We start from the raw sequence: 24,190 nt of genomic DNA on the forward strand, positions 1-24,190 counted from the left end.
ATAATTTCAGGGTCATGGGGTTTCAGTGCAGTTTTTATCACTGCACTATGTCAAAAATCCCTACAAATTAACACCTGCATTGATTTGTAGGGACTACCCTATTTTGGTTGTTGAAGACTGCGATGAAGACTTTGAAACGGTTATGGAAGCGGCGGATCTTAATGGCATCCATAATAAAATTCAACGCGCCAGCTCCGGTGATGAATGCCTGGTGATGTTGCGCGAAACCATTAACCAGCACAGCAAACGTCCGGCTTTTGTACTGATGGATTTGAACATGCCCAAAAGTGATGGCCGGGATGCGTTAAAAGAAATTCAACAAGATGCCGCGCTGTGTGGTCTGCCGCTTATCGTATTCAGCACATCCAGCAACCCTAGTGATCTGAATTTTTGCTACGCCCACGGTGCCAACGCCTACCATGTTAAACCGGTAAAGTATCTTGAGCATTTGCAGGTGTTAAAACAGATTTTTAACTATTGGTTAACCAGCGTTGCGGTGCTGCCCGAATAAAGGTAAAAAAAAATGAATACTAAACCCCTAAGCATTCTGTTAATCGACGATAATCCGAATGATCGGGCCGATATTCGCCAAAATCTGTTATGTGGCTCGGAGCAGCGCTATTATTTTACCGAGGCAGAAATGGGTGAGGAAGGCTTGCGAAAAATTCTTGAAAAACAGGATGAACCCTACGATTGCGTGCTGCTTGATTATCATCTGCCGGATATGAATGCCGATGAAATCTTGGCGAAATTGTGCAAAGACTCTGAAATCCCGTGCTGTCCGGTGCTGGTTATTACCGGATCAAATAATAAGGACGGCTCCAGGCTCATTCAGGCAGGCGCGCAAGATTACATAGGTAAAAACTGGGGTAGTCCGCAAAGCCTGACACGAGCCGTAAGCAATGCTATAGAACGTTACGCCATGCTGGTGGATAACATACAGGCAAAAGAGCTGTTACGCATTGAAAGGGAACGCTTATCTATTGCTTTAAGGTGTGGACAAATGGGGGTTTATGACTGGAATTTGTCCAAAGGTAATTACTGGTGGTCTGATGAGGCTTATCCATTATATGGCTTGAATCCCGATAATCTTGTTCTCAGCCACAATAGCTTCACCGCGCTTATTCATCCGGATGACCATGATGGTTTTTGGCACCATTTTAATAAATCCATTACTCAGCGGACACTTTTTTTACACGAATTTCGTATCTTGTATCCAGACGGGACTTTAAGATGGCTGGCGCACCGTGGCCAAGCTGAATACGATGTCAACGATCATGCGTGGCGGCATTTTGGCATTGTGGCAGACATTACCGAGTGCCGGATTAACGAAGAAAGGCGGCATTTTACCGAGCAACTGCACTCCTTATCCTTTGAGTTGGCACCGGCGGGTATCGTGTATGTCAATCCTGACGGTGCGGTAATTAACGCCAATGAAAAAATGTCCCAGATTACCGGCTATTCAAACGAAGAGCTAGTGGGCATGAAAGTTACTAATTTAACCTACCCTGAAGACTTGATACACGATATCGAACTGCTAAAGCCGTTCCTAAAAGGTGCTGCGCCACTGTATAAAAACGAAAAGCGCTATGTGCGTAAAGATGGCAGTATCTGCTGGGTAACCGCAAAGGCGTGTATGGTAACAGATAAGGCGGGTAAAGCGGTTCACAGCATTGGCGTAATTCAGGATATTACCGAGCACAAGCGGGCAGAATTGGAATTAATGGAAGCCAAGTCTGTCGCTGAAAAAGCCAATCTGGCCAAATCGGAATTTCTATCCCGAATGAGCCACGAACTGCGCACCCCGCTTAATGCTATTTTGGGCTTTGCCCAATTAATGGAAGCCAGTGATCCACCGCCCACGGCTTCGCAAAAAATAAGATTAGAGCAGGTCCTTAAAGCCGGTTGGTATTTACTGGAACTGATTAACGAAGTGCTGGACTTGGCGCTGGTGGAATCGGGTAAGTTGTCGTTGTCGCAAGAACCGGTGTCGCTAAACGACGTGTTAGTTGAATGCCATAATATGATCGCACCCTTAGCGCAAGAGCATAGTATTCAACTCAATTTTACGTGCTTCGATAATCTTGGAGTTGTCTATGCGGATCGAACCCGTTTAAAGCAAATTTTAATCAATTTGCTTTCTAATGCCATAAAATACAACCGCCCACAAGGCAAAGTTGACGTAAAATGTACCTTAAGCAATGCAGGGCGTATACGCATTAGTATTAAAGACACCGGACAGGGATTATCCCCCAAAAACTTGGCGCATTTGTTTGAACCGTTCAATCGGCTGGGGCAAGAAAACAGCACTAAAGAAGGCACGGGTATTGGCTTGGTCGTCACCAAAACACTGGTAGAACTGATGGAAGGCGCTATTGGGGTAGAAAGCACGGTGGGCATGGGCAGCGAATTTTGGGTTGAACTGAATCAGGACGTTGTGCCCTGTTTTACGGATGACGATATAATGGCTGCACAGCTTGCGCCCCCAGCTGAAGAGTTACCACAACGTACGCTGCTGTATGTAGAAGATAATGCCGCCAACCTGTTATTGGTTGAACACATTATTGCCGATTATCCACGCATAAAGATGTTAAGCGCACGCAACAGTACGGTAGGCATAGAGATTGCCCGCAGCCAGCTTCCGGATGTGATTTTAATGGACATTAATATGCCCGGCATGAATGGCATTAAGACCCTTAACATATTGCGCCAGGATCCGGTAACGGCACATATTCCGGTTATCGCGCTCAGTGCCCATGCCATGGCGCATGATATTGAAAAAGGACTGGAAAGCGGCTTCTTTCGCTATCTCACTAAACCCCTTAATATTAATGATTTTATAACGACCTTAAACCATGCCCTGGAGTTTTCCGAAATGGGACTTATCGAACACAATGAAAGCGGATACTTACAATGATCAACAAACAAGACATTTTTAACGCCAGTATTCTGATTGTTGACGATCAGCACTCTAATGTACTCTTACTTGAGGAAATGCTCCGGGATGCAGGTTATAGCTGTATTGCCAGCACCACAGACCCTACTGAAGTTTACCAGCTGCATCAAAAAAATCATTACGCTTTAATTTTGCTGGATTTGAAAATGCCCGGCATGGATGGTTTTCAGGTGATGGAAGGCCTAAAGGAGCTTGAAACAAAGCGCTATCTTCCGGTACTGGTCATTACCGCAGAACCCAATCATAAACTGCAAGCACTGGGTGCCGGTGCTAAAGATTTTGTCACCAAGCCGTTTGATATGGTTGAAGTAAAAACCCGTATTTATAATATGCTGGAAGTGCGGTTGTTGTACAGAAAGCTGGAACAGCACAACAAAATGCTGGAACAAGCGGTGCAGGAGCGCACCACAGACCTAAGAATAAGCGAAGCACGTTTTCGCCGGCTGGCCGAATTGTCATCTGATTGGTATTGGGAGCAAGACAAAGACGGCTACTTTACCCATGTTTATGGCCCGGTGCTTGACATGCTAGGGGTGCAAATAGATGCGGCATCAGGCAAAGCAAAACCGGCTGAAGGGGTATTTTGGAATAAGGCCGAGCGGGAAATACTCGATGCCAAGCTGGCCGCCAGACAACCGTTTTTGGATTTCGTTTACAGCCGTGCAACGCCTAACGGCACACGGCAATACATCATGGTAAGCGGCGAACCCATGTTCGATTTATCCGGCCGCTTTTCTGGCTACTGTGGAATTGGCAAAGACATTACTACCTCTATTCTCAGTAACGAGGAAATGCCTTCAGATAAAAGCAAGATTAAAGCCTAGTACTCAGTCAGCTTTATAATGTCGAGTACTATAAAATACTCCGTTCGTCCTGAGCCTGTCGAAGGACTTGTGGTTCATGGTTCGACAAGGCTCTCATGGGTCTGCCGAATGGCTCACCATTTATGCCCTTTGGGTACGAACGGTTTTTTAAAATATCTGACTGACAAAATAAGATTGACTGAGTACTAGTGTGCTTCGACGATTTGATAACGGTTCAAAAATGCTGTCGAATGCAATTGCTTCATTTGTCGGTAGCGGCTGCTTTTATGTTCTTTTTTAATAAAAATATATTCGTCAGGGGAAAAGCCATTGTTTAATAGCAGCACACTTTCTGCTTGTTGGCTGGCCTCTTCTTTGGGCAGATAAATCGCATCGATTTCTGTGTCAGGATGCCCAGGATTAGAAATTTTTATGGCTTGGGCATTGATGCCAACCAGCTCAACCCCCAGTATGATGTCGGTTTCTTCGGATTGAGACAGCCAGCGAATAAAGCCGATTTCCAGGATTTTTTGTTGTAAACCAATGATATTGCCGACTTTAGGCTTAACACGCTTGCTAGACCATACCAAGCCAAAGCCATTCTTACTTTTGTCAATTAAATTGACCCGTGTATCGGCTGCATTTTGCGCCGCAGAGCTCCAAATGGTTGATGTTTCGTCGGGATTGATTGACTTTCTACCAAAACTGGAACCCAGGCTTGCGCTTATTTTGTGCAGCGCCCCTGTGCCTTTAAAATCCAAATAGCCCTTTGGATTATGGCTATAGTCGTCATCCAATTCTTGTTTTTGCAAATACTCTATTAAATGATCAAAATTAGTGACCGCAAGGCACGGGTCGTTAACTTTTGTGCGCGTGTGCTTACGTTCGCAGTTTGAAGTGAGGGTTTTGGCCAGCCGCAACAACATGAGTTGATCGGTATACGGGTGTTGTAACTCCTTATCGTAAGCGGCATCCAGCACTTGGCTTGCCACTTCAGCGGTCGCCACATGCAGAACATAGGGATCATCTTTATCGATAACATCAACAAGAGTGCTGGGCGGTGCGTCGCTTCTCAAGTGAATATAAGGGATGCCTTTAAACTTTTTTTCGGGCACATTTTTCAGTAGTTTGGCATAGGCGCTGTATTGGCCGAGCAGGGTGTAAACAACGCGCATTTCTTGTGGCGAAAACTGATTAGGCCGACTCAAATAAAACACCAGGATGTGTTTGAAAGCCGTAGCAATGGTATCGCTACTGTGGCCCATGGTTCCATTGTGGTGAGCGAGTCTATAAAAATGAAAACAATCTGACCAAAAAGTAGCAAAAGGCTGGCTGTAAAGCTGGCTCATATACAGTAAGGCGCGACCTAGTGCTTGTAGACCATGGCTAATAAGCAGCAATTTTTGTTGCTGTGAGTAATAGGTGTTCTTTTTAAAAGAATCTTCCAAGCTGATTAATTTATAGCCGTTTGCCAATTCGGCACATGCCCAGATAGAATATTCGAAGACCGTATTTTCATCTTCAAAGGGTTGGAGGTTTGGGTTAATGCTAGGTTGTGAGGTAATGCGTGCTGTTAATTGAAAAAGCACAGGTGTCAATTTGTTCAATATCAGTAGTTTGGTTTTTCCTACTACCGGGGTTTTGTTCAAGGTGAGCAGGATATGTAAAAGCTGTTCGCAGCCCTTTGCATTATCGTCTAGCGTTAACGATTTAAGCCACCTTAAAAAGTCCATGTCATTCATAGCAAACGGAAGTGGGCGCGATATAGCAACAGGGCAACATCTAAACATCTTTTAGGTACCAAAATATAAACAATACTGAGAGAGGGACAAGACTAGCGGTAAAAGAATGATCTTGTCAATCGATGTGACTTTTTTACCACATAAAAGTTGCTGTAAATCCACGTATGGAGGGTATTCAGGATGAGATTAACGTGTATCTCAATCCCACCATGCCAACTAATAACCGCATTATATAAATTCAGCCAAGTACGCTCCTTCAAAGCGGAAGGAGCATGTAGTTGTTGAATTATCCAGGGAGTATTAGCCGCACTTACTGTCGCCGCAGTTAAGGCAAGTCATGCATCCATCCATTAATACCAGCGCTTTAGTCTGGCATTTGCCGCACAATAACGCTTTGGCGGGAAAAGCCCCGTTTTCATCAAGCGATGAGGTGTCGTTATGCAGTGATTCAAATTCGCGGCGTTTGGCGGCCAGAAACTGTTTTTGATGATCGTCCAGTTCGGTGTCCTTTAGCATACCGATTTGCTTCATGTGCGATTCAATCGCACAACCGATTTCAGCGACTAAAGACGGCATGAACACACCACCTTTTTTGAAATAACCGCCTCTGGGATCAAATACCGCCTTTAATTCTTCCACTAAAAAAGTGGCATCGCCGCCTTTACGAAATACTGCCGAAATAACTCGTGTTAATGCTAAAACCCATTGGAAATGCTCCATATTTTTAGAATTGATAAACACCTCATACGGACGGCGTTCTTCGTGTTCTGTACCCATATTCAGGATCATGTCGTTAATGGTGATATACAGCGCATGTTCCGATTGCGGGGTTTTTATCTTGTAAGTTGAGCCAAACAGAATTTCCGGGCGCGTGACATTTTCATGCATGCTTTCCAGGTTGTTGATTTTGGCATCATTAGCCGATTGCACGGCTGCGGCTTTGTCTTCGGTAGACAATACTTTGTAGCTGGTGATTTTTTTTTCTATTTTAAATGTCATGATTGTAAATCCATAGCGGGTAAATAATTAAAAATAAGGTTATCTCGTGTCAGTGCTTATTAAGTCTTGTCGGCAAAATTTAAATAGGGTTCTTTTAAGACTAAGCGTACAATTTTGAGCAATTATTTAATTTTAAAGAGATAAAAATGATGAAAAAAATAATTTTGGCCTCCATTGTATTGGCTATGTCTGTTTTTACAAGTATTGGTTACGCTGATATTGAACTGACTTCTAAAGAACAGCTTGAAGGTAATTGGAAGTTGCAGTACACCAAAAGCAGTGCTACCAGCAAACAAATGATCAAACGCGAAGATACCTGGGTCATGAAAGATGGCAAAATTGTTATCTTGAATATTCCGATGGGTGGCAAGCATTATGATCAACCGGCGGTAACGTATGTTATAGAAAATGGCAAATTGTTAGTTCCTTATGTAGGCCGTGCAGGCGGTGATCATTTTTCTTTAGTGTCTGTTGATGATAAAAACCTAGTATTAAAAGGTACTTACGGCGAACATTATTATTTTGATAGCGTACCCGCTAAGTAATATTGAATGGCAATCTGCGTTATTGCGCAGCCATTAAAAATTAGTATTTTTTTCGAATAACCCTTGCCTATCGGTCGGGGTTTTTGTTTTTTGATGACTCTGAAAATGATGTCATCTTATTATGTGCCAAGAGCTATACTTTTCTGGAACGCTACGTTAAGTCTCATTTTTATCACGACCTGAGGTGAAAGATCATGAAAATAACCGCTTTATTAACCAGTCTTGCCCTCATTACTTTACCTACGGTTAGCCTTGCAGCTACCTGTACCGGCGCTGATTTTGCCGGCACTTGGCGCATATACACAGTGCTTAATTCTATTTCCCGTTGTACACTTATTATGTCCAGCAAGGGAGTTATAGCTAGCTCATCTTTTTGTTATTTGCCTGATTTTGCTGATTCAGTTCGTCTTACAGGTACATTGAAATTGCAATCAGATTGCCATATAACCGGTAGCATTAATGCCAATAGCCAGCAGCGGCAAATTGATGCCTGGGTCAGCAAAGGTAAGGACAGTATTTCTGGTATCGGTTGGAAACCAGGGAATGTATTTACCGGCAATGTGTTTTCTGGCGTGAAGCAATAGTGTTTTGGTTTTGTTGGGGTCAACGTGGGCTTCTTAAATTGGCGCTTTATTAGGTTTGAGGTTCAAATAATTATTTTGAAGTACCGTTTGGCATTAACGATTTAATTAACTCGGTAATCTTTTCTAAGCCACCTTTATTATGAAGTGCTTTATCAACTAATTCATGCAATGGTGATGATGGCTCTGAAATAGCCAGCATTCTTGTCGGTGGTGAACCAAAGTTTTTAATCGCTGTTTCTCTGAGTAATTTAATCATGTCTTCATCACCTTCCATTTCTCTTCTATAACCAATGAAAGCAAGGGCAGATGCTTCTTTAAATGCGTAATCTTCAATTAATCTCATTGTGTTTCCATATTGTCTAGCTACGAACCAAGTAAACCAGACTGCCGGCCCTGTTATTAATACTCTTGCTAAAATGCCCCAAGCATCTACAAGCCCATTTTCATTAATTAGTGGTTGCAGTTTTAGATAATCTGTCGTTGTTAAAAGAGCTCCTAAAATTAAAAGGGTTATTCCAATAAAAAAAGCTCTAACCCAATAAGTTTGACTTCTTTCAAGCGCAGTTCTACGAGAACCAAATGATGCCGCCAATCCAGCTTTTAAATTTCCTTCCCGCACTAATTGTGCATCTTCAGATAACAAATTAATTTTAGCGAGTAATTCTTGCTGTTGATTTTTTCCAATCTCAAGATCAGAAAGTAAATTCTGAATTGCTTCTTTATTTAATAATGCTTGAGATGAGCTAGTTTCGGCATTTGTTTTTGCGTTTGCCGCTTCTCGTTCATATCCTTCAATTTTTGTTAGCAGGTTTCGGACTGTTTCATCTGATTGATTAGCTATGTTATTTGAGTTATTAATAATAGCTACAGAGTCTGTTAACCGTTTTAGTAATGCTTCTGTAGACTCCATTTTTCCTATTGCTGCGGTTTGTGTTGTCCATTTATAAGATTGTTGCTTTAAGTTTGGTGGGATAAGCCATACGATTGACGAGTGAACTGACCAGATAAAACTAATTAATTGCTCTAAATAAACTTGAGGATTGGACATCAAGTTGTTTATTGCTTGCTGAATTTGCGGGAAAATATTGATAATACTTTGTTGGTGAACAACAAATAGCATTGGATCGATATCGTCGCAGCTTGCAACACTCTGAACAATGCCAATCATTTCTCTCAAAGATTTATCTAAATCGTTGGTAGTTAGTGGTGTGCCCTGATATGTGAAGGTAGAAGGCATATCTGGCTGATTTTGTTCCCATATTGCTAGAGCATTATTAAGAATCTCGATTTGAGAGTCCCACTGTGGTTTCATCTAAAATTCCTTGTGGAGATACATTATAAAAGGGCTGCAAATTCAATTATTAAGCAGATTGCTGGGGATTTTTATTTAACCAACAACTTATAAAACACATTAAAAACTGGTCGTACTACGCCACATGCAACCGCATATCCAAAGCGGCAAGCACCTTAAAAACCGTTTCAAATTGCGGGTGTTTATCGGTACAAAGAGATTTAAACAAGTTTATGTCCTCTAAATCCGATGATTCAACAGTTTGCGCCATCCCTTTGCTACGTGCCGCATCAGCCAGAGCTTGCAGAAAATAATTCACATCACCTTCTTCCAATGCCGCTTGTAAATACTCACGCACAGCCTCCGGTGTAGTGAGGTAATCTGCGGGGTCATAATTTACGGTACTAATTTTAACCATGCTTTCACCTGCTCAATGCCTTCGGCTTGACTTTTTGCATAAATAACAGATAATACACACAAGGATTGGGGATTCTCGGTCGACAAAAAGCCTCGGTGGAATCATCGGGGCTTTTTGTTTTCTACGGGAAACACTTTAATCCGTAGCCGTTTCTATTGCCCTTACCGTTTCGGTAAAATTTATCATCAATAATTGTAAAAGCTCTGTTGGCCTGTTCTGGTTTGAGCACATGCAAGCCAATGGGCCTAGCTACTAAATCTGCGAGTTGCAAGCCCGTTGAATTACTTTTCTTATCCGCAAACACCAGTTCGAAAGGCAATGGCTGCTGTGGATAGTTAAATCCGTCACACACTCGACGAAATTCGAGTTCCAATTCATCATCTTCTACTCGCCCGCGTTTTTCAACCACAACATGCGTGCTGCCTAATGTTGCATGTAGTTCTGACAGATAATAAAAAACACGTTCTAAACCATATCGCAAAGCAATATGATAAGGATTTTCTGGTGTATTGTATCGCTGACGATAAAGCTCTTTTTTAATAACCGTGCTGATTAAAACAAACGGCGTTTTTTGAACAATGGTAGTTAACTCATCCAAAAAAGCTGTTTTTTCTATTTTGCTTTTCAAGAAAGCAAAATCGCCGCGATCTTTGCGAATATCTGTTTCATGCAAGATAACTTGATCGTGCCCAAAATGTTTGAGTTTAAATCTTTGTAATTCTGGTACGGCTGTATTGATGTAGTCATCTTTTTTGAAAATGCAAAACACCAATACAAATACAGGATAATTTGGGTCTATTGTTTTTAAACCGTGATCGCCACTTTCGTCAACATAAACGATATAGTCCGAAAAAATGTTATTCATGTTGCCTGTTAGCACGCATTAAATTTCTTGTGTTGTTTTGGCATAGTAAAAATCAAAACTTCCTGTTAATACCCTTTCTTAACGCACCAAAAAAATCCACCGTCCTAAAAACATCCCTGTATAACGCAGTATATGATCAATGAATAACCTTACCCACAGTCTCATCCACACAAATCCTGTCCAAACCAAAGTTACTAATCTCCTCTGTCCATTTTTCTTCTGCTTCCGAAAACAACGAAATACGCTCTTTTGTTTCAATCTCCAGCAACTCAGTCATCTTGGCTTTTTTAAGCACATCCCTTTCAGATAACCTAGAAACCAACTCTTCCCAAAAAGTATGGCTTTCAAATTCCTCAACAAATTCTTCAACAGCTGATTCTAACTCGATAGTTGGATGATATTCTTTATCCTCTTCATCAAATTCCACTAACTCTTCACAGCCCATTTCATCTGCAAGTGCTAACACTTTTTGGAACAATTGATCAAAGTTTTTGGTATCGGTTCTAGGCTCCATATCATGCGCATGCAAAACCCAATCAGCAATTTGCATAGCCTCAAGCATGGAACGGTATTCTTTTATGGTAAAGTTAATTTTCATAATATGTGTGCAAGTTTAGTGAGCCATTAAAAGATCAGAACTTACCATAATATCCTTCCTTCAACGCATCAAATAAATTCGCCGCACTGTGAATCTCACCGTCATACTCCACATCATCATTACCTTTAAACTCAACCATTGAGCCATCTTCCAAAGTAAATTGATACACGGTATTTTCCAAATCTGATTCCTTTACCAACACGCCCTGAAACACTTCAGGATTAAACCGGAACGTCGTGCAGCCTTTTAAGCCTTGTTCATAAGCGTATTGGTAAATGTTCTTGAAATCTTCATACGGGAAATCAGTCGGCACATTAGCGGTTTTAGAGATAGACGAATCAATCCATTTTTGCGCCGCCGCCTGAATATCCACATGCTGCTTGGGCGTAACATCATCAGCAGCGATAAAATAATCCGGCAATTTTTGGCCAGCTTCCTCGCTATACGGCATGGCATTGGCGTTAACCAGCGTGCGGTACGCCAACAGCTCAAACGAATACACATCGACCTTTTCCTTGGACTTTTTACCGGAACGGATCACATTACGCGAATAATGGTGCGCAAAACTCGGTTCGATGCCATTACTGGCATTATTGGCCAACGACAGCGAAATAGTGCCGGTAGGCGCAATCGAACTGTGATGGGTAAAACGTGCGCCAGTTTCAATCAATTCAGCGACCAGTTCAGGTTCTTCTTTAGCCACTTGCTGCATGTAACGGCTGTATTTGGCCATTAATACTTTGCCGGTGATCGAATCGCCGATCTTATAGCCATCCGCCAACATTTCCGGGCGCTTGTGTAGCATTTCACCCGTTACCGTGAAGACTTGTTCCATAATCGGTGCTGGGCCTTTTTCTTTGGCCAGGGTCAGCGCCGTTTTCCAGCCTTCTATTGCCATTACTTTGGTGACTTCTTCGGTAAACTGCAACGAGTTATCGTCGCCGTATTTCATACCGAGCATGGTAACGGTAGAGCCCAAACCCAAATATCCCATGCCATGACGGCGCTTGCTGGTTATTTCTTCACGTTGTTTTTCTAACGGTAGGCCGTTAATTTCCACCACGTTATCCAGCATACGCGTAAAGATACGGATGGTTTTACGGTAGGTTTCCCAATCAAAGGAGGCTTCTTTGGTAAAGGGTTTTTTAACAAAGCGGGTGAGGTTGATTGAGCCTAGTAAGCAACTGCCATAGGGTGGCAACGGCTGTTCTCCGCAAGGATTCGTAGCTCTAATATTCTCGCAAAACCAGTTGTTATTCATTTCGTTAACTTTGTCGATCAGAATAAATCCAGGTTCAGCATAATCATAAGTGGAGCTCATGATGATGTCCCACAAGCGCCGTGCTGGAATCGTCTTACTGATGCGGCAGGCCACCAAACCGGCGGTATTGACCACATAGCCATCTTTATTGGCCAGATCGCGCCAGATAATGCTTGATGTATCATTTAAATCTAGCTGATCTTGCTGCACTTCCCGTTCATTAACCGGAAACGACAACGGCCACGGTGCATCGTTTTTAACCGCATCCATAAACTCGGTGGTAATTAACAACGACAGGTTGAATTGACGCAAACGGCCATTCTCGCGTTTGGCGCGGATAAATTCCACCACATCGGGATGGCCAACATCAAAGGTAGCCATTTGTGCGCCACGGCGGCCACCGGCGGACGACACCGTAAAACACATCTTGTCGTAAATATCCATAAATGACAACGGCCCTGATGTATATGCACCCGCACCGGACACATAGGCATCCTTAGGTCTGAGCGTGGAAAATTCATACCCGATTCCGCAATTATGAATTACCGCCAGCCCGTTATTGCCTGCTAAATAATTGTTATGGGTATCCACGGTAAAATCATAAAAGGTTTCGCCCATATCCAGATTGCGCCGGACACTGGTTAACGGGCGCAGTTGGCGCACAAAATTAAGCTGCACTGCCAACTGTGGAAATTGTGCCGCCCATTTATCAAGGTATACACGGCTAACCGTGGCTTGCTGATGCTTGCCGTGATAAAAGCCCAAGCGTTGTTTTTCGGTATGGTTGAGTCCGGTCGAACAATTTTCCAGCGCTGTGCGCAGTGTGGATGTCATCACGTAATGGTCGTACTGGCCGGATTGCGACTGATGGTCTTTAATGCGCTTAATTTTGCCGCTATCGGCCATAAAAGCAGACAATTTCAGCAAAAAACTGGAATCCGATATTTTAAGGCAATAGCCGCCACAGTCTTTGATGACATGGCCGTTATAGATATGTGAGCGTTCTTGTCTTTTTGTGATAGCGCCATGAACACCAAACAACGCCAACAGGCTTTGGATCTCATCGGCAAAAACCGCACTTTGGCAGCTTAAAATAGCACTGCCACGTTCGGTAGAGACCGTACCGTCAGTATCTATAAGCCCTGCCAGAAAAGGTAAAAAATGTTTATCAGGATTTTGTTTAATCCATTGCGGTACTTTTAGTGTGTGGCTTTTTTTGCCAGTTTGGTGATCAAACAGTTCGCTGGCGGCACTGGCCTTAAAGCTGGCCACGGTAAAATCCCAGACCGGTGTGTTGTTGGGTGTGGTGGTGGCAACAACCTGCGCTTGGCACGCATAAAATTGCTGAAAAAACTGCGCGTAACGCTCTACCACTTCACGCTCTGCGGCACGTATCTTAAAAATTAGGCGTTTGCCGTAGGCAGTGGCTTTAGTTTGCCATTGTGTCCGTGTTGGCGCGTAAGTGATGTGTTTTTCGTAGGCGGAGCCATCGCCCAAATGCGCACCGGCAAACCAGGCCGGTAATGCGGATGAATGGTCTGCTTGCCAAGGCAATTGGTAATGCACCAGCGCATCGGTGTTGTTAATGTCATCGGCACGCACGTATTGCAATTTGTCATCCCTGTAAACAAGTACCGGATGCTTGATGGATGTCGTCAGCGTACCTAAGTGCGAGCCTATCTCAATGTTTTCATCAGTCGGAACGACGATGGTCATGTGCTTTAAGATCGGCCGCATTTCAAAGCGTTGAGTATCGCGGTCGTAACTTAAAATTTGTTGATGCTGCTCGGTGACCGCTTGCTGTGCGCTTACATAACCTTGTTCAGTGCAAACCAGTGTATTGGGTGCAACACATCCCGCCTTTAACGTAAGCCCCGCCTCATGCACCTTGGCGAGAATATCGTCCATAGAATCAGCAATAATGCCCGACACCGTACAGTTAATCGTAGATGTGGATGGCTTATGCTCCAGCGCACCGGCATTGGAAATAATGCGTCCGGCTGGAATCACACCTTGACGCAACGCCCACAAGAACTCTTTGTAATATTTCTCCTGGTTGGCTTTGCCTTTTTCCACTTGGGATAGCGCTTTGGCGACACGTTGGTAGGTTTCATCAATATCGGCATCTAGCGCTGTACCGTCTTTAGATTTTAAGCGGTATTTGGTGTCCCAAATATCCATAGAGGCATCTTGGAAAGCAATTTCGGTAACAGCATTGGGAATGAGGTGGAGTTGTGCGGTCATGATTAATCCTCCAGGCAGGATGTGGTGAGATGAAATAAGGGAGAAGTGGATTAGGCAAGTCTAGGCGGATAATGATTTTTTGTCAATATGTAGTAGTTTAAATATTTATTTTCCACAATATATAGTGTTATTGTGGTTTTTCAAATTTCATCGTGCGATCAATAAGTTAAAGTTTCGCTCGATTTTGCTGCGAATTTAACCTCCCTGATAACACGGGTTATCGCTGCGATAACTCAATTAAGCGTACATTCAGGAAATATCATTTATGATGCACTTTAAATTTTCTTTGGCTAAAAGGTCAGGTTTTATGATGAATTATTCTCGCTCACGTTTTTTTACCGCTGTTCTTATAGGAGTTAGCTTTATGTCTGCTGCACATTCTGAAGGTAATGAGCATCACCGCCCCAACTCTATCCATGTGAGTGGTCAAGGACGAATTTCTGTGCGACCTGACAAGGCAGATATTAATTTGGCCGTAGAAGTACATACTAAAACCGCAAAAGCGGCCAGGGAGCAAGCTGCAAAAACAATGTCGGCAGTGATTGATGCGGTAAAAAATATGGGCGTTGCCGAAAAAGATATACAGACCAGTTATGTGTCGCTGTCGCCGGAGTACGCAGACGGCAATAAGATTGTCGGGTATCAATTGAGTCATCAGCTGGTGGTATGCGTGCGGGATGTCGATAAAGCCGGCGCGGTTATCGATACGGCAGTGCAGGCGGGCGGTAATGCAACGCGTGTGCAGGGCATGACTTTTGCGGTGGAAAATTCTACCGAGGCGTTAGTACAGGCGCGTGAGAAAGCTTACCAGGATGCAAAAGCCAAAGCTCAGCAGTACGCCAAGTTGGCGGGTGTCAATTTGGGGCGTGCGATGCAGATTAACGAAGGTTCTGGTACATCGCCTGCGCCTGTACCTTACGCTGATGGCGCTTTTATGATGAAAAGCAGTGCCCCATCGACGCCGGTGCAAGTGGGCGAACAAGAGGTTTCGGTGAATGTGGATATTGTTTTTGGAATTGAGTAGGTAAAATTTATTGCGCGTTAAACTTTTGCTGGAGTTATTGAAAGCGGTCCAGCAAGGGAAATTGTTGCTGGACGCTCACTATGGACAATTAACCTCCGCTCCCAGAGACGCTAAGGCGCGGCAAGCATTAATTAATGTCGGAGACTTGCTGCTTGCAGACTGATGAGCGCCTGGAGTTATTCTTGAGTGCATCAATGCGGACTTAACTGCAACCGGTTCAAGTTGAGGGTGATACTGTAACAACAGGGCAGCGACACCACTAACATGCGCCGCTGCCAGTGAGCTGCCGGACAGGAAGTCATAGCTATTACTCGGTGTAGTCGTCAACACTTCAATGCCCGGTGCAGCGATAACTTCCAGATTGCTTAGCCAGGAAGGGTGTGAGGTATTACCTTGTGGATCAACTGAAATAACCGGAATAACAAAATCCAGTGACGCCGGAAAACCAGGTTCAGGTTTATTTTCCAGGGCGGCAGCAACGACTATGATATGGCTTTGATTGGCCGTTATCAGCAGCTTTTTTAGCAGAGCATCTTCCGCCCCGCCAAGGCTGAGGTTAATAATTCGGCTACCCTTCAGGATTGCTGCGTCGATGGCTTTGGCCAGCGTCCAGCTGCTGCATAAAGCTTTGTCTTTACTGCTGTCCGCATACCAACAGGCTTTGTAGACATCAATTTTGGCATCGGGGGCAATACCGTCGATACCAATACCATTACTTTCGCGAGCTCCAATGACGCCGGCAATCGCGGTTCCGTGTTTATCTTTCGCGAAAGAGGCGTTTCCACCTTCAACAAAGTTTTCGCCCGCGATTACATGGCCTTTCAGGTCAGGGTGTTCCGGGTCGGCACCAGTATCAATAACGGCGATGGTTATACCTTTACCGGTTACCTTGCTGTGAATTAAGTCGGCATGGATCATCTTCGGGCCATAAGATAACTCCCCGTAAGCTTTTGTGTTGCCATCCAGTAAGCCATCAAAAACTTGGTTGGATTGCACGATATCTATGCGAGGATCTGCGCTGAGGCGGCGTTTGACTTCATCTATGTCCACCATGTCAGAAACCCGGTAAACCAGGCAATTGACCTGTATGGATTTCAAGGGAAATTTGCCAGTCGCTTGTACATCGTAACGATCGAGAATGTCCTCATGAATGGCTTGCCATTGGCTGCGTACGTTTTCAGAAAGGGTAACAATAATCTGGCGCGATTCAAACTGCTTGGGTGTACCTGCTATGCTGGCGAGTTGTGGGGACAAATTGCTGCAACCAGTGCTTGCCAACAGGACGGCCAACAAACCTGAAAATCTATAAGCTTTCATTTTTTGGTAATGCCTTCAACCAGTTTAACTTTAGCATGAGTGCGCAGATTGGTAATGGCTTGTTGCTGTTCCTGGGTTCCACCAGTAGCCAGTTGCAAGGTATATACGCCCAGCATGGAAGGCCCTTCCACTAACTGGAGTTGCTGTGCTTGTAACAGCATGCGGATTTCGTGTTCGGTGATATTTTCGTTAAAAACAATATGCAGGCGTGGCAGCATTGCGCTAACGGGTTGGTGTTCATTAGATAGCGTTTCGAACAGCTGTCCTCCCGACAGTTGCGCTGGCAACCGAGCCACTACCAACATAACTAAAGCCGCTATTGCCAGCGTTTCCATAGACATAATCCAAAATACCGGGCGGGGTATGGTTTTCAGCCAAGTCGAAAATTTTGCAAACAGTCCAGGTGTTTTGGTGGCCTTTGTGGTTTTTGTTGGCGCTGCTGCGGCTGTATTTGCTTCCAGTGCATCTATGTTTTGCATAATAGTGGAGAACTGGGCGGCAGATGGCTTCCAAGCTGGTTTGCTGCTATTTAAGGTTGCACTGGCAAGTTGTCGATACAGTACGAGTTCTTGTTGGCAATCTGTGCACGTTGAAAGATGCTGGGATACACGTTCTTGCTCTGCTGGATTTAGCAACCCTTTTGCATACCAGGACAGTAATTCGATTACCGCATCGTGTTCTTTATTATTTGAGGGTTTCATGGTTGTCCATCCTGCAAGGCATAAGGCGAATAACCTCGTTTTGTCAGCAATTCAGCCAGTTTTTTTCGGGCATGGAACATACGTGTTTTAACGGTATTAACCGGGCAATCAGTAATCAGAGCAATATCCTGGTAAGCATAATTTTCTGTAAACGCCAGTTCAAGTACTATTCGGTGTTCGGGTGATAGACGATCCATTGCCCACAGCAGAATTTCCCCCAACTCCCAACCCAGCACCGTGCGTTCGGGATTATCGGGATTATCGGTTGCCGATTCCATACTTATTTCCTCCGATTCATTTTCACCCAGTTCTTCATACTCTGTTTCGGCAGCTTGTTCCCGCCAGTGCCGCCGCTGTCGTTCCAGCACTTTAAGTGCCTTGTTATGGGCAATCCCAAACAGCCAGGTTGATAGCTTACCCAAAGTTGGGTCGAAGCGTTCGGCATTTTGCCAAACTGTCATCATGACTTCATTAATCGCTTCATCGACCAATTCAGGGCTTTTTAGCATTTTCATCATAAAACTTCCAATACGCGGCGTGTAGTCGTAGTACAGGCTTTCAAAGGCTTCACGATCCTTGTTGGCAATACGTTGCATCAATAACGCTTCATAGGCTTCGCCGCTTACGGGTAACTCATTATTGTCTTTTTTTTGTCCGGTAATACGAACCATCGCCGCTCCCTGTACGGAAAAATTGAGTTCGCGTATTCTATACCTAAAACAAAAAACCTTTTTATCGATTAATTTTATTTATTAAAAACAAGTGCTAACAACAATACTGAGTTAACTCTTTACGAGTTAACTCAGCTTTTTAGGAGGGTTAGCTAAGTTAGGTATCAGCGATACCCATCCATATCAACTAGTAGACTCGCAATTACTGGTGTCGTCGCGTAAACCATCATCGATATCAGCTTGGTCACTGCCTGCCCCACAATCCACCGTGTCGTTAAAACCATCATCAGCCTTCAGTTTGTCGTCACCAAAATCACCGAACATCTTGTCTTTACCATCCCCGCCGATAAGGAAATCGTTGCCGAATTCGCCGCGCAATATGTCAACACCATTTTCACCTCTAAGAGTATCATTATCGGGGCCGCCTTTTAGAGTATCATCACCCTCACCACCCCTGATGTTATCACTACCGAAGCCACCATCGAGACTGTCATTGCCTAAGTCGCCGCGCATCGTGTCGTTGCCAAAATCACCGTTGATAATATCATTGCCACCGCCGCCATTGAGCGTATCATTGCCACCACCGCCATTGAGCCTATCATTGCCACGGCCACCACTGAGCGTATCCTTGCCCTCGCCGCCATTTATTTCGAGCTTAACCAAGGAGTTTTCTGACCGAGGTTCGGCTCTATCATTACCACCTGCCAAATCCATTTTTACTTTAGCAACACCATTCGCCCCACAATCTGCCGTGTGTGCATTGATAACGATACATCCCACGCCAACTTTAACAACGTCGCCACCATCTTTCACAATGAAATGGTGATTGCTATCAAACCCCACGGTCACATCGTTAGCGCTGTTAGCATTATTATCGACAAACAGCCCGTCATTGTATTCAACGACGTTTCCATTAACGCGTTTTGCTTCCCCTGCATTAACACTTAATGGCAAGCACAAGGCAACGGCGCTTATAAGAATGATGGATTGTGGTAATTTCATGGCTGTTCTCCTGTTGCATTCATTAAATTGGCGGTCTAAATTAGTATCGCTGTGTTGTACGGTAGCGATTTTTTTTAGTAAATTTTTCATGGTAATGGCCCTCATAGAGTTAACTTAAAGTATCCGGCTATGTTGCCGGAATCTTGTAGGGCAGTGTTTTTATTGCCCTCGTAACGTTATTTCTATTGAGCACAAGGAAGGTTCAAATTATTTTTAAATTATTTTTGGGGAGTAAAATAGATTCCATAAATTCAATGTTGTTGGTCGAGATTCTGAAAGCAGATTCATTAAGATTGTCATTTTCTAAAAATATGTTTTAACCCTGAACACAGCCCTTCGCTCTTGTTTTTGAACAGGCTTTGTGGGGAATTTCTTCTCAGAAAAAATCGTAGTTGAAGCTATAAAATTAGGCGGGATAGCTGGGTTGACTTAAAGCTTATGCTGGGCAGAGGTGAACTTTATGTATCAATCCAATCACCATAGGCTAAAATAGCCGTTCGTTATTTTTTTATTAAGAAGCTCACATGAACCAAATTATCGTCGAAAAAAATCCAGCTCAAGCCCACTTAGATACATTGGGCGTCACTAAATGGGAAACGTGGGAAAAAGAAATTTCTGTATTCCCGTGGGACTTTCCAGAACAGGAAATCGCTTATATTTTAGCCGGTGAATGTGTGATTACACCGACAGGCGGAACACCGGTAAGCTTTGGTAAAGGTGATTTAGTGACTTTTCCTGCGGGTCTATCAGGTAGCTGGGAAGTTAAACAGCCGTTGCATAAGCATTATAAGTTGGAGGGTAATGCGCTGACTCAAGCCTATGTTCGCGTTAAGCTGGCCATTAAAAAAGCATTGAAGTTGTAAGTCATTGAGATAGGGCTGGATTTGCCTATGGCATTATCCAGCCTGTTGTCTTTGTGGTGTACGTGCCAAGTTAAAAGCTAATATTAGCCGATAACCAAATCTTTTGCGTATCTGCACTTGGTGCAGGCAAACCGGTAACCGGGTTGTTGTAAGCGGGGTTAGCGCCACCATTGTAATAAGCATATTTAGCCAGCAACGAATAATGCTTGCCAAATTTTTGCGTCAGCTGGAAATCCCATTCATCGCCGTAATCCAGTTGTCCGGTATCATCCGAGAAACTATGATACGTACCGGTAGCCACCAAATCGCCGCGTAGAAAAGGTACCATGACCGTACCAAACACATCGCGGATACCGTTGTTAGGCGTGACCAAAAATAAATCCGCCCAGCCTTGGAAGGCATGGTTAGTGCCTAGCGGCGTATCAAAATGCCGGTTTGCACCAGAGCCATTCAATTGCTCCACAGCGCCTTGGAACATTACGTTGTACGCACTAATCCCCCCCATAAAATTGTAGCGGTGCGCTTCATACGGGGTTTGGCCGTGTCCGTAATCACTTTGGTAACCCCATTCTGCGGTATAAGCCAGCCCGAAGTTTTCACTGATTTTGATGGAATCTAGCGGTTTAACGCAACAAGTGGCTCGTAAACCGTAAGTCTGGCTGGATTTTTCATAGTTCTCAGTTTCAGTATAATCCAGCCAGTAGCCATAACCAATGACATTACCATAGTCACCCATTTTATAATTGACGTTCAAAAACGGCGCTTCGATATTTTCTGTCGTGCCGGTAAAGGTTTGTATATTACCGATATAACCGGCATTGACTACCAGACCAAACAATTGTTGATTATTGTGAGTCAATAATACCGAGTCAAAAGTCGTTTCCATTTGCCGCCAGCCGACGTTACCAATAAAGCGGTCATCATCCAGTTTTATGCGTTGTCTACCGCCTTTGATGATGGTGTCAGGGATGCCGTTATAGCTGATCCATAACTGGTTAAGCTCACTTTGCTGGGGATCGGCGATAGTGGAATACTTGCCAAGCCCGTTACGTGTGCTATTAAAATCTTCCACCATAGCCAGATTGCCTTCGTATTCGGCATAACCCTGAAAGCCATAAAATGTGGGTGACAACAAACCTGCCCGTAAGCGGGAAGTAAACGCGTTGGCCGTTTGCACTGGCAAGCCGGTTATTGGATTTCTGGGACCTGCGCCTTGATTGACATTTTCCCAACGGGTATTCAAATCAAATTTTACCGCGCCGTTTTTGCCGTAGTGGTAAAAATTGAGGGCATCTTCTACTTCTTGTGTAGCATTTTTTGCTTGCAGTGGGCTGCTGGCTAAAGACAGCGACAATGCGGCTATCGAGACTGGCAGATTCAATAATAGCTTGGACATAGTGATTTCCTTGTAAATAAACGGGCTTAGTGGGTATGGTCACATTCGGTTAGAAAGCTTAGTATACTTTCCCTGTAGTTATAATAGTCGGGGTGCGACAACAGGTCTTTGCGCGAGCGCGGTCTAGGTAAATCAATCTCCTGTATTTTGCCGATTTTGGCGTGCGGGCCGTTGGTCATCATCACCACGCGGTCGGCCAGCAATATGGCTTCATCGACATCATGGGTGACCACAATGGCGGTTACATGGGTACGCTCCCAGACTTCCATCAGTACTTCCTGTAATTCCCAGCGCGTCAAGGAATCGAGCATACCAAACGGTTCATCCAGTAACAGCAGCTTGGGAGATAGCGCAAAGGCACGGGCAATACCTACCCGTTGCTTCATACCATTAGACATGTCGGCGGCTTTTTTATGTAAGGCATCGCCAAGGCCAACGCGGGTCAAATAGTATTCAACGATCTTCTTCCGTTCATCCTTGGTGGCATGGGGATAGACTTTATCAACACCCAGCATGACGTTATCAAAAGCCGTCAACCACGGAAACAGGCTGGGCGCTTGAAACACCACGCCGCGATCAGGGCCTGCGGTAGTGACTTCTTTGTTATCCAGAATAATCACACCTTCCGAGATGTCGTTTAAACCAGCGGTCATGGATAACACGGTAGATTTACCGCAACCCGAATGGCCGATGATGGCAATAAACTCGCCTTTTCTCATCTTCAAATCAAAACCATCGACCACTTTGACACTGCTGTTGCCATCAGGTGTGGGGTAAATTTTGGAGAGCTTGGAAAACTCCAAATAGCGTGGATACGGCATATCCATTTGCGAATTTACCGGTGATTTTTTCACTTCCCACTTAGTATGGGTATTGGGTTTGACGCTGGGTAAAAAGAGATTTTTTTGAGGGTCATCGTGCGTGTTTGCCATCCCGACAGCGATCAAATATTGGGTGATTTCAGCACGGATCCGTTTGAAGGTTTCGTTTTGGTTTAAGGCTGTGCGGTTACGGGGGCGGTCGATATTGATTATAAATTCCGGGCCAAAACTGGCATTGGGGCCTGGCTTAAGCGGAATAACGCGGTCGGCCATATAAATGGCTTCATCGACATCGTTGGTAATCAGGATGACGGTTTTCTTTTCTTGCTCCCAGATTTGCAGGATTTCATCTTGCAGATTGCCGCGTGTCAAAGCATCCAGCGCACTGAGCGGCTCATCGAGCAGTAATATATCAGGGTTGGCGGCCAAAGCTCTTGCTACGTTAACGCGTTGGCGCATACCACCGGACAGTTCTGCGGGTTTTTTATCCATCGCCGCACCCAAGTTAACCATGCGCACATAGTGTTGCGTATGGGCTTTGCGCAGTTCCGGTGTCCAATGTTTAAAGATTTCATCAACAGCCAACGCTACATTTTGATACACCGTTAACCAGGGCATCAATGAGTAATTTTGGAACACCACGCCACGATCAGGGCCGGGCGCGGTAATCGGCTGGTTTTGTTTTAACAGTTCGCCGCTGTCGGCTTGAATCAAACCGGCAATCAAGGAAATAAGTGTGGTTTTACCACTGCCGGAAAAACCAACAATAGCAATAAACTCACCTTGCTGAATGCTCAGGTTAATGTCTTTTAAAATACTGGTTTTGTTGCTACCTTCGCCGTAAGATTTGCAAATGTTTTTCAGCTCAAGTAACGGCAGGTAAGCATCATTTGAAGGTGCGGTTGGCATGGTTTTGCCTTTTATATCGATTACTTTACGGGGTACGGCGTTCATGGCTAGCTCCTGATTAAATGGCTTTGCCGAAAGAAAATACTTTTTGTAGCGACAGCATGATGCGATCAAGAATAAAACCGATGAAGCCGATGGTAAAAACCGCGACCATGATGCGGCCTAGCGAATTGGAGCTGCCGTTTTGAAACTCGTCCCACACGAACTTGCCAAGGCCCGGATTTTGCGCCAGCATTTCGGCAGCAATCAATACCATCCAGCCCACGCCCAACGACAATCTCATGCCGGTAAAAATATACGGCATGGCGGAGGGAATGATGATTTTTCTGACTTGTGTAATCCAGTTAAGGCGCAGTACTTTGCCAACGTTGGTTAAATCTTTATCAATCGATGACACACCGACGGCGGTGTTAATCAGGGTAGGCCATAACGAACATAAAGTAACGGTGACGGCCGAGGTGATGAACGATTTTTCAAACCAGGAGTCGTCGGTAGTGACATACATAGCACTCACCACCAAAGTGACTATCGGCAACCAAGCCAGCGGTGATACCGGCTTGAAAATTTGAATCAAAGGATTGATAGCGGTATTAATGATGGGGCTCATACCACACACCAAGCCCAGAGGTACGGCCACTAAAGTTGCAATAATAAAACCGGCGAATACGGTGTACAAGCTAGTAAAAATTTTATCCAGGTAAGTCGCTTGGCCGTTGTAAGGGCGATCTTTAATTTCAGCAGCCGGATCTTCTGCCAGTGTTTTTTGATCGCGTTCTTGCTGGCGTTGGTAGTATTGAGTCTCTTTGCTTCTCTCGGCAAAATGCTCATCCAGCAAGCCGCCTGCTTCATGCCAGACAGCGGCGGGGCCAGGAATTGCACCCAGGCTGGTATTGACCTGCGAGGCTGATACACTCCAAAGTCCAAGAAATAGGGCAAAAGCGATAATGGGCACGCCCATGATTAAAAATAACTCACGCACTTGTGGAGTGGGGTTTTCACCGGCGATAATTTTTACCAGCGGAATAAACCAGGTGAGCCCAGTAATGTTAAAAAATCGTATGAGTTTGTTGTTCATGGTGTTACCTGCTTGTTTGTGTAAGGCAGTTTATTTTTTAATAGCTAAGTTCTTTTTAAAAAGAGGTGCATCCTTGCACCATAAGAGCTTCTTTGCTCATGAGGG

21 protein-coding genes are annotated in these 24,190 nt (G+C 44.4%); 7 read left to right on the top strand and 14 right to left on the bottom strand.

Annotation, left to right across the window (positions count from 1 at the left end):
* Positions 1-25: 25 nt before the first annotated feature.
* From ACHZC4_RS00590 to ACHZC4_RS00600, 3 genes are read left to right on the top strand one after another with little or no spacing between them, the layout of a single operon-like run.
* Positions 26-511: a response regulator gene (locus ACHZC4_RS00590; protein WP_394751808.1), complete on the top strand. Its 486-nt coding sequence runs from the start codon at positions 26-28 to the stop codon at positions 509-511.
* Positions 512-523: 12 nt separating this feature from the next.
* Positions 524-2,917, top strand: coding sequence for a response regulator (locus ACHZC4_RS00595; RefSeq protein ID WP_394751809.1), 2,394 nt, complete (start codon positions 524-526; stop codon positions 2,915-2,917).
* Entirely contained in the window at positions 2,914-3,780 is an 867-nt protein-coding gene (locus tag ACHZC4_RS00600) for a response regulator (RefSeq protein ID WP_394751810.1), read from the top strand. The genes ACHZC4_RS00595 and ACHZC4_RS00600 overlap by 4 nt, the downstream gene beginning before the upstream one ends.
* A gap of 185 nt (positions 3,781-3,965) precedes the next feature.
* Here the strand turns inward: ACHZC4_RS00600 and ACHZC4_RS00605 are convergent, their stop codons facing one another.
* Together ACHZC4_RS00605 and ACHZC4_RS00610 are read right to left on the bottom strand one after the other, a co-directional pair.
* Complete coding sequence (locus ACHZC4_RS00605) at positions 3,966-5,501, bottom strand: hypothetical protein (RefSeq protein ID WP_394751811.1); 1,536 nt, start codon at positions 5,499-5,501, stop codon at positions 3,966-3,968.
* Between the two features lie 300 nt (positions 5,502-5,801).
* On the bottom strand, positions 5,802-6,500 hold the full coding sequence (locus ACHZC4_RS00610) for an NrdJb (RefSeq protein ID WP_394751812.1): 699 nt from the start codon (positions 6,498-6,500) through the stop codon (positions 5,802-5,804).
* Positions 6,501-6,646: 146 nt separating this feature from the next.
* Between ACHZC4_RS00610 and ACHZC4_RS00615 the strand changes: the two genes are divergently transcribed.
* Both ACHZC4_RS00615 and ACHZC4_RS00620 read left to right on the top strand, forming a co-directional pair.
* Positions 6,647-7,045, top strand: a complete 399-nt coding sequence (locus ACHZC4_RS00615) for a hypothetical protein (RefSeq protein ID WP_394751813.1) — start codon at positions 6,647-6,649, stop codon at positions 7,043-7,045.
* 194 nt (positions 7,046-7,239) lie between these two features.
* Complete coding sequence (locus tag ACHZC4_RS00620; protein WP_394751814.1) at positions 7,240-7,629, top strand: hypothetical protein; 390 nt, start codon at positions 7,240-7,242, stop codon at positions 7,627-7,629.
* A 70-nt stretch (positions 7,630-7,699) separates the two neighbouring features.
* Here ACHZC4_RS00620 and ACHZC4_RS00625 read toward each other — a convergent pair whose 3' ends face one another.
* The 5 genes from ACHZC4_RS00625 to ACHZC4_RS00645 form a co-directional block, all read right to left on the bottom strand.
* Positions 7,700-8,941 carry a hypothetical protein gene (locus ACHZC4_RS00625; protein ID WP_394751815.1) on the bottom strand — a complete coding sequence of 414 codons (1,242 nt, stop codon included), beginning with the start codon at positions 8,939-8,941 and terminating at the stop codon, positions 7,700-7,702.
* 115 nt (positions 8,942-9,056) lie between these two features.
* On the bottom strand, positions 9,057-9,338 hold the full coding sequence (locus tag ACHZC4_RS00630) for an addiction module antidote protein (protein WP_394751816.1): 282 nt from the start codon (positions 9,336-9,338) through the stop codon (positions 9,057-9,059).
* Positions 9,339-9,459: 121 nt separating this feature from the next.
* Positions 9,460-10,203 carry a DUF3800 domain-containing protein gene (locus ACHZC4_RS00635; RefSeq protein WP_394751818.1) on the bottom strand — a complete coding sequence of 248 codons (744 nt, stop codon included), beginning with the start codon at positions 10,201-10,203 and terminating at the stop codon, positions 9,460-9,462.
* Positions 10,204-10,339: 136 nt separating this feature from the next.
* Positions 10,340-10,801 carry a hypothetical protein gene (locus ACHZC4_RS00640; RefSeq protein WP_394751819.1) on the bottom strand — a complete coding sequence of 154 codons (462 nt, stop codon included), beginning with the start codon at positions 10,799-10,801 and terminating at the stop codon, positions 10,340-10,342.
* 34 nt (positions 10,802-10,835) lie between these two features.
* Complete coding sequence (locus ACHZC4_RS00645) at positions 10,836-14,306, bottom strand: adenosylcobalamin-dependent ribonucleoside-diphosphate reductase (protein ID WP_394751820.1); 3,471 nt, start codon at positions 14,304-14,306, stop codon at positions 10,836-10,838.
* 364 nt (positions 14,307-14,670) lie between these two features.
* Here ACHZC4_RS00645 and ACHZC4_RS00650 point away from each other — a divergent pair, with 364 nt between their 5' ends.
* Positions 14,671-15,330, top strand: a complete 660-nt coding sequence (locus tag ACHZC4_RS00650; RefSeq protein ID WP_394751821.1) for an SIMPL domain-containing protein — start codon at positions 14,671-14,673, stop codon at positions 15,328-15,330.
* Positions 15,331-15,408: 78 nt separating this feature from the next.
* On the opposite strand, the gene ACHZC4_RS00655 is transcribed toward ACHZC4_RS00650, so the two are convergent.
* From ACHZC4_RS00655 to ACHZC4_RS00670, 4 genes are all read right to left on the bottom strand, one after another.
* Positions 15,409-16,647, bottom strand: a complete 1,239-nt coding sequence (locus ACHZC4_RS00655; RefSeq protein ID WP_394751822.1) for a S8 family peptidase — start codon at positions 16,645-16,647, stop codon at positions 15,409-15,411.
* Positions 16,644-17,348, bottom strand: coding sequence for an anti-sigma factor family protein (locus ACHZC4_RS00660; protein WP_394751823.1), 705 nt, complete (start codon positions 17,346-17,348; stop codon positions 16,644-16,646). Before ACHZC4_RS00660 ends, ACHZC4_RS00655 begins: the two co-directional genes overlap by 4 nt.
* Positions 17,345-18,019, bottom strand: a complete 675-nt coding sequence (locus ACHZC4_RS00665) for an RNA polymerase sigma factor (RefSeq protein WP_394751825.1) — start codon at positions 18,017-18,019, stop codon at positions 17,345-17,347. The genes ACHZC4_RS00660 and ACHZC4_RS00665 overlap by 4 nt, the downstream gene beginning before the upstream one ends.
* A 183-nt stretch (positions 18,020-18,202) precedes the next feature.
* Positions 18,203-19,021 (bottom strand): calcium-binding protein, encoded by an 819-nt coding sequence (locus ACHZC4_RS00670; protein WP_394751827.1) that lies wholly within the window; start codon positions 19,019-19,021, stop codon positions 18,203-18,205.
* Positions 19,022-19,545: 524 nt separating this feature from the next.
* Here ACHZC4_RS00670 and ACHZC4_RS00675 point away from each other — a divergent pair.
* Positions 19,546-19,884: a cupin domain-containing protein gene (locus tag ACHZC4_RS00675; protein WP_394751828.1), complete on the top strand. Its 339-nt coding sequence runs from the start codon at positions 19,546-19,548 to the stop codon at positions 19,882-19,884.
* Between the two features lie 70 nt (positions 19,885-19,954).
* On the opposite strand, the gene ACHZC4_RS00680 is transcribed toward ACHZC4_RS00675, so the two are convergent.
* Genes ACHZC4_RS00680 through ACHZC4_RS00690 form a run of 3 tightly spaced genes read right to left on the bottom strand, consistent with a single transcriptional unit; the run spans position 19,955 to position 24,085 of the window.
* The gene (locus tag ACHZC4_RS00680; RefSeq protein WP_394751829.1) at positions 19,955-21,280 is read right to left on the bottom strand and encodes an alginate export family protein; all 1,326 of its coding nucleotides are present in this window, start codon (positions 21,278-21,280) and stop codon (positions 19,955-19,957) included.
* Between the two features lie 26 nt (positions 21,281-21,306).
* A complete protein-coding gene (locus ACHZC4_RS00685; RefSeq protein ID WP_394752127.1) occupies positions 21,307-23,010 on the bottom strand; it encodes an ABC transporter ATP-binding protein in 1,704 nt (567 codons plus the stop codon).
* A 58-nt stretch (positions 23,011-23,068) separates the two neighbouring features.
* Positions 23,069-24,085, bottom strand: coding sequence for an ABC transporter permease (locus ACHZC4_RS00690; RefSeq protein WP_394751830.1), 1,017 nt, complete (start codon positions 24,083-24,085; stop codon positions 23,069-23,071).
* Positions 24,086-24,190: the final 105 nt, after the last annotated feature.

The sequence above is a fragment of the Crenothrix sp. genome (assembly GCF_043729335.1).
Taxonomy (GTDB): domain Bacteria; phylum Pseudomonadota; class Gammaproteobacteria; order Methylococcales; family Methylomonadaceae; genus Crenothrix.

Bases quoted from the DNA above. Each gene is read 5' to 3' on its own strand.
- ACHZC4_RS00605 (WP_394751811.1), bottom strand. From the start codon at position 5,501: ATGAATGACATGGACTTTTTAAGGTGGCTTAAATCGTTAACGCTAGAC.
- ACHZC4_RS00615 (WP_394751813.1), top strand. From the start codon at position 6,647: ATGATGAAAAAAATAATTTTGGCCTCCATTGTATTGGCTATGTCTGTT.
- ACHZC4_RS00685 (WP_394752127.1), bottom strand. From the start codon at position 23,010: ATGCCAACCGCACCTTCAAATGATGCTTACCTGCCGTTACTTGAGCTG.
- ACHZC4_RS00630 (WP_394751816.1), bottom strand. From the start codon at position 9,338: ATGGTTAAAATTAGTACCGTAAATTATGACCCCGCAGATTACCTCACT.
- ACHZC4_RS00635 (WP_394751818.1), bottom strand. From the start codon at position 10,203: ATGAATAACATTTTTTCGGACTATATCGTTTATGTTGACGAAAGTGGC.
- ACHZC4_RS00660 (WP_394751823.1), bottom strand. From the start codon at position 17,348: ATGAAACCCTCAAATAATAAAGAACACGATGCGGTAATCGAATTACTG.
- ACHZC4_RS00625 (WP_394751815.1), bottom strand. From the start codon at position 8,941: ATGAAACCACAGTGGGACTCTCAAATCGAGATTCTTAATAATGCTCTA.
- ACHZC4_RS00680 (WP_394751829.1), bottom strand. From the start codon at position 21,280: ATGTCCAAGCTATTATTGAATCTGCCAGTCTCGATAGCCGCATTGTCG.
- ACHZC4_RS00665 (WP_394751825.1), bottom strand. From the start codon at position 18,019: ATGGTTCGTATTACCGGACAAAAAAAAGACAATAATGAGTTACCCGTA.
- ACHZC4_RS00670 (WP_394751827.1), bottom strand. From the start codon at position 19,021: ATGAAATTACCACAATCCATCATTCTTATAAGCGCCGTTGCCTTGTGC.
- ACHZC4_RS00640 (WP_394751819.1), bottom strand. From the start codon at position 10,801: ATGAAAATTAACTTTACCATAAAAGAATACCGTTCCATGCTTGAGGCT.
- ACHZC4_RS00655 (WP_394751822.1), bottom strand. From the start codon at position 16,647: ATGAAAGCTTATAGATTTTCAGGTTTGTTGGCCGTCCTGTTGGCAAGC.
- ACHZC4_RS00675 (WP_394751828.1), top strand. From the start codon at position 19,546: ATGAACCAAATTATCGTCGAAAAAAATCCAGCTCAAGCCCACTTAGAT.
- ACHZC4_RS00620 (WP_394751814.1), top strand. From the start codon at position 7,240: ATGAAAATAACCGCTTTATTAACCAGTCTTGCCCTCATTACTTTACCT.
- ACHZC4_RS00650 (WP_394751821.1), top strand. From the start codon at position 14,671: ATGTCTGCTGCACATTCTGAAGGTAATGAGCATCACCGCCCCAACTCT.
- ACHZC4_RS00610 (WP_394751812.1), bottom strand. From the start codon at position 6,500: ATGACATTTAAAATAGAAAAAAAAATCACCAGCTACAAAGTATTGTCT.
- ACHZC4_RS00595 (WP_394751809.1), top strand. From the start codon at position 524: ATGAATACTAAACCCCTAAGCATTCTGTTAATCGACGATAATCCGAAT.
- ACHZC4_RS00690 (WP_394751830.1), bottom strand. From the start codon at position 24,085: ATGAACAACAAACTCATACGATTTTTTAACATTACTGGGCTCACCTGG.
- ACHZC4_RS00600 (WP_394751810.1), top strand. From the start codon at position 2,914: ATGATCAACAAACAAGACATTTTTAACGCCAGTATTCTGATTGTTGAC.
- ACHZC4_RS00645 (WP_394751820.1), bottom strand. From the start codon at position 14,306: ATGACCGCACAACTCCACCTCATTCCCAATGCTGTTACCGAAATTGCT.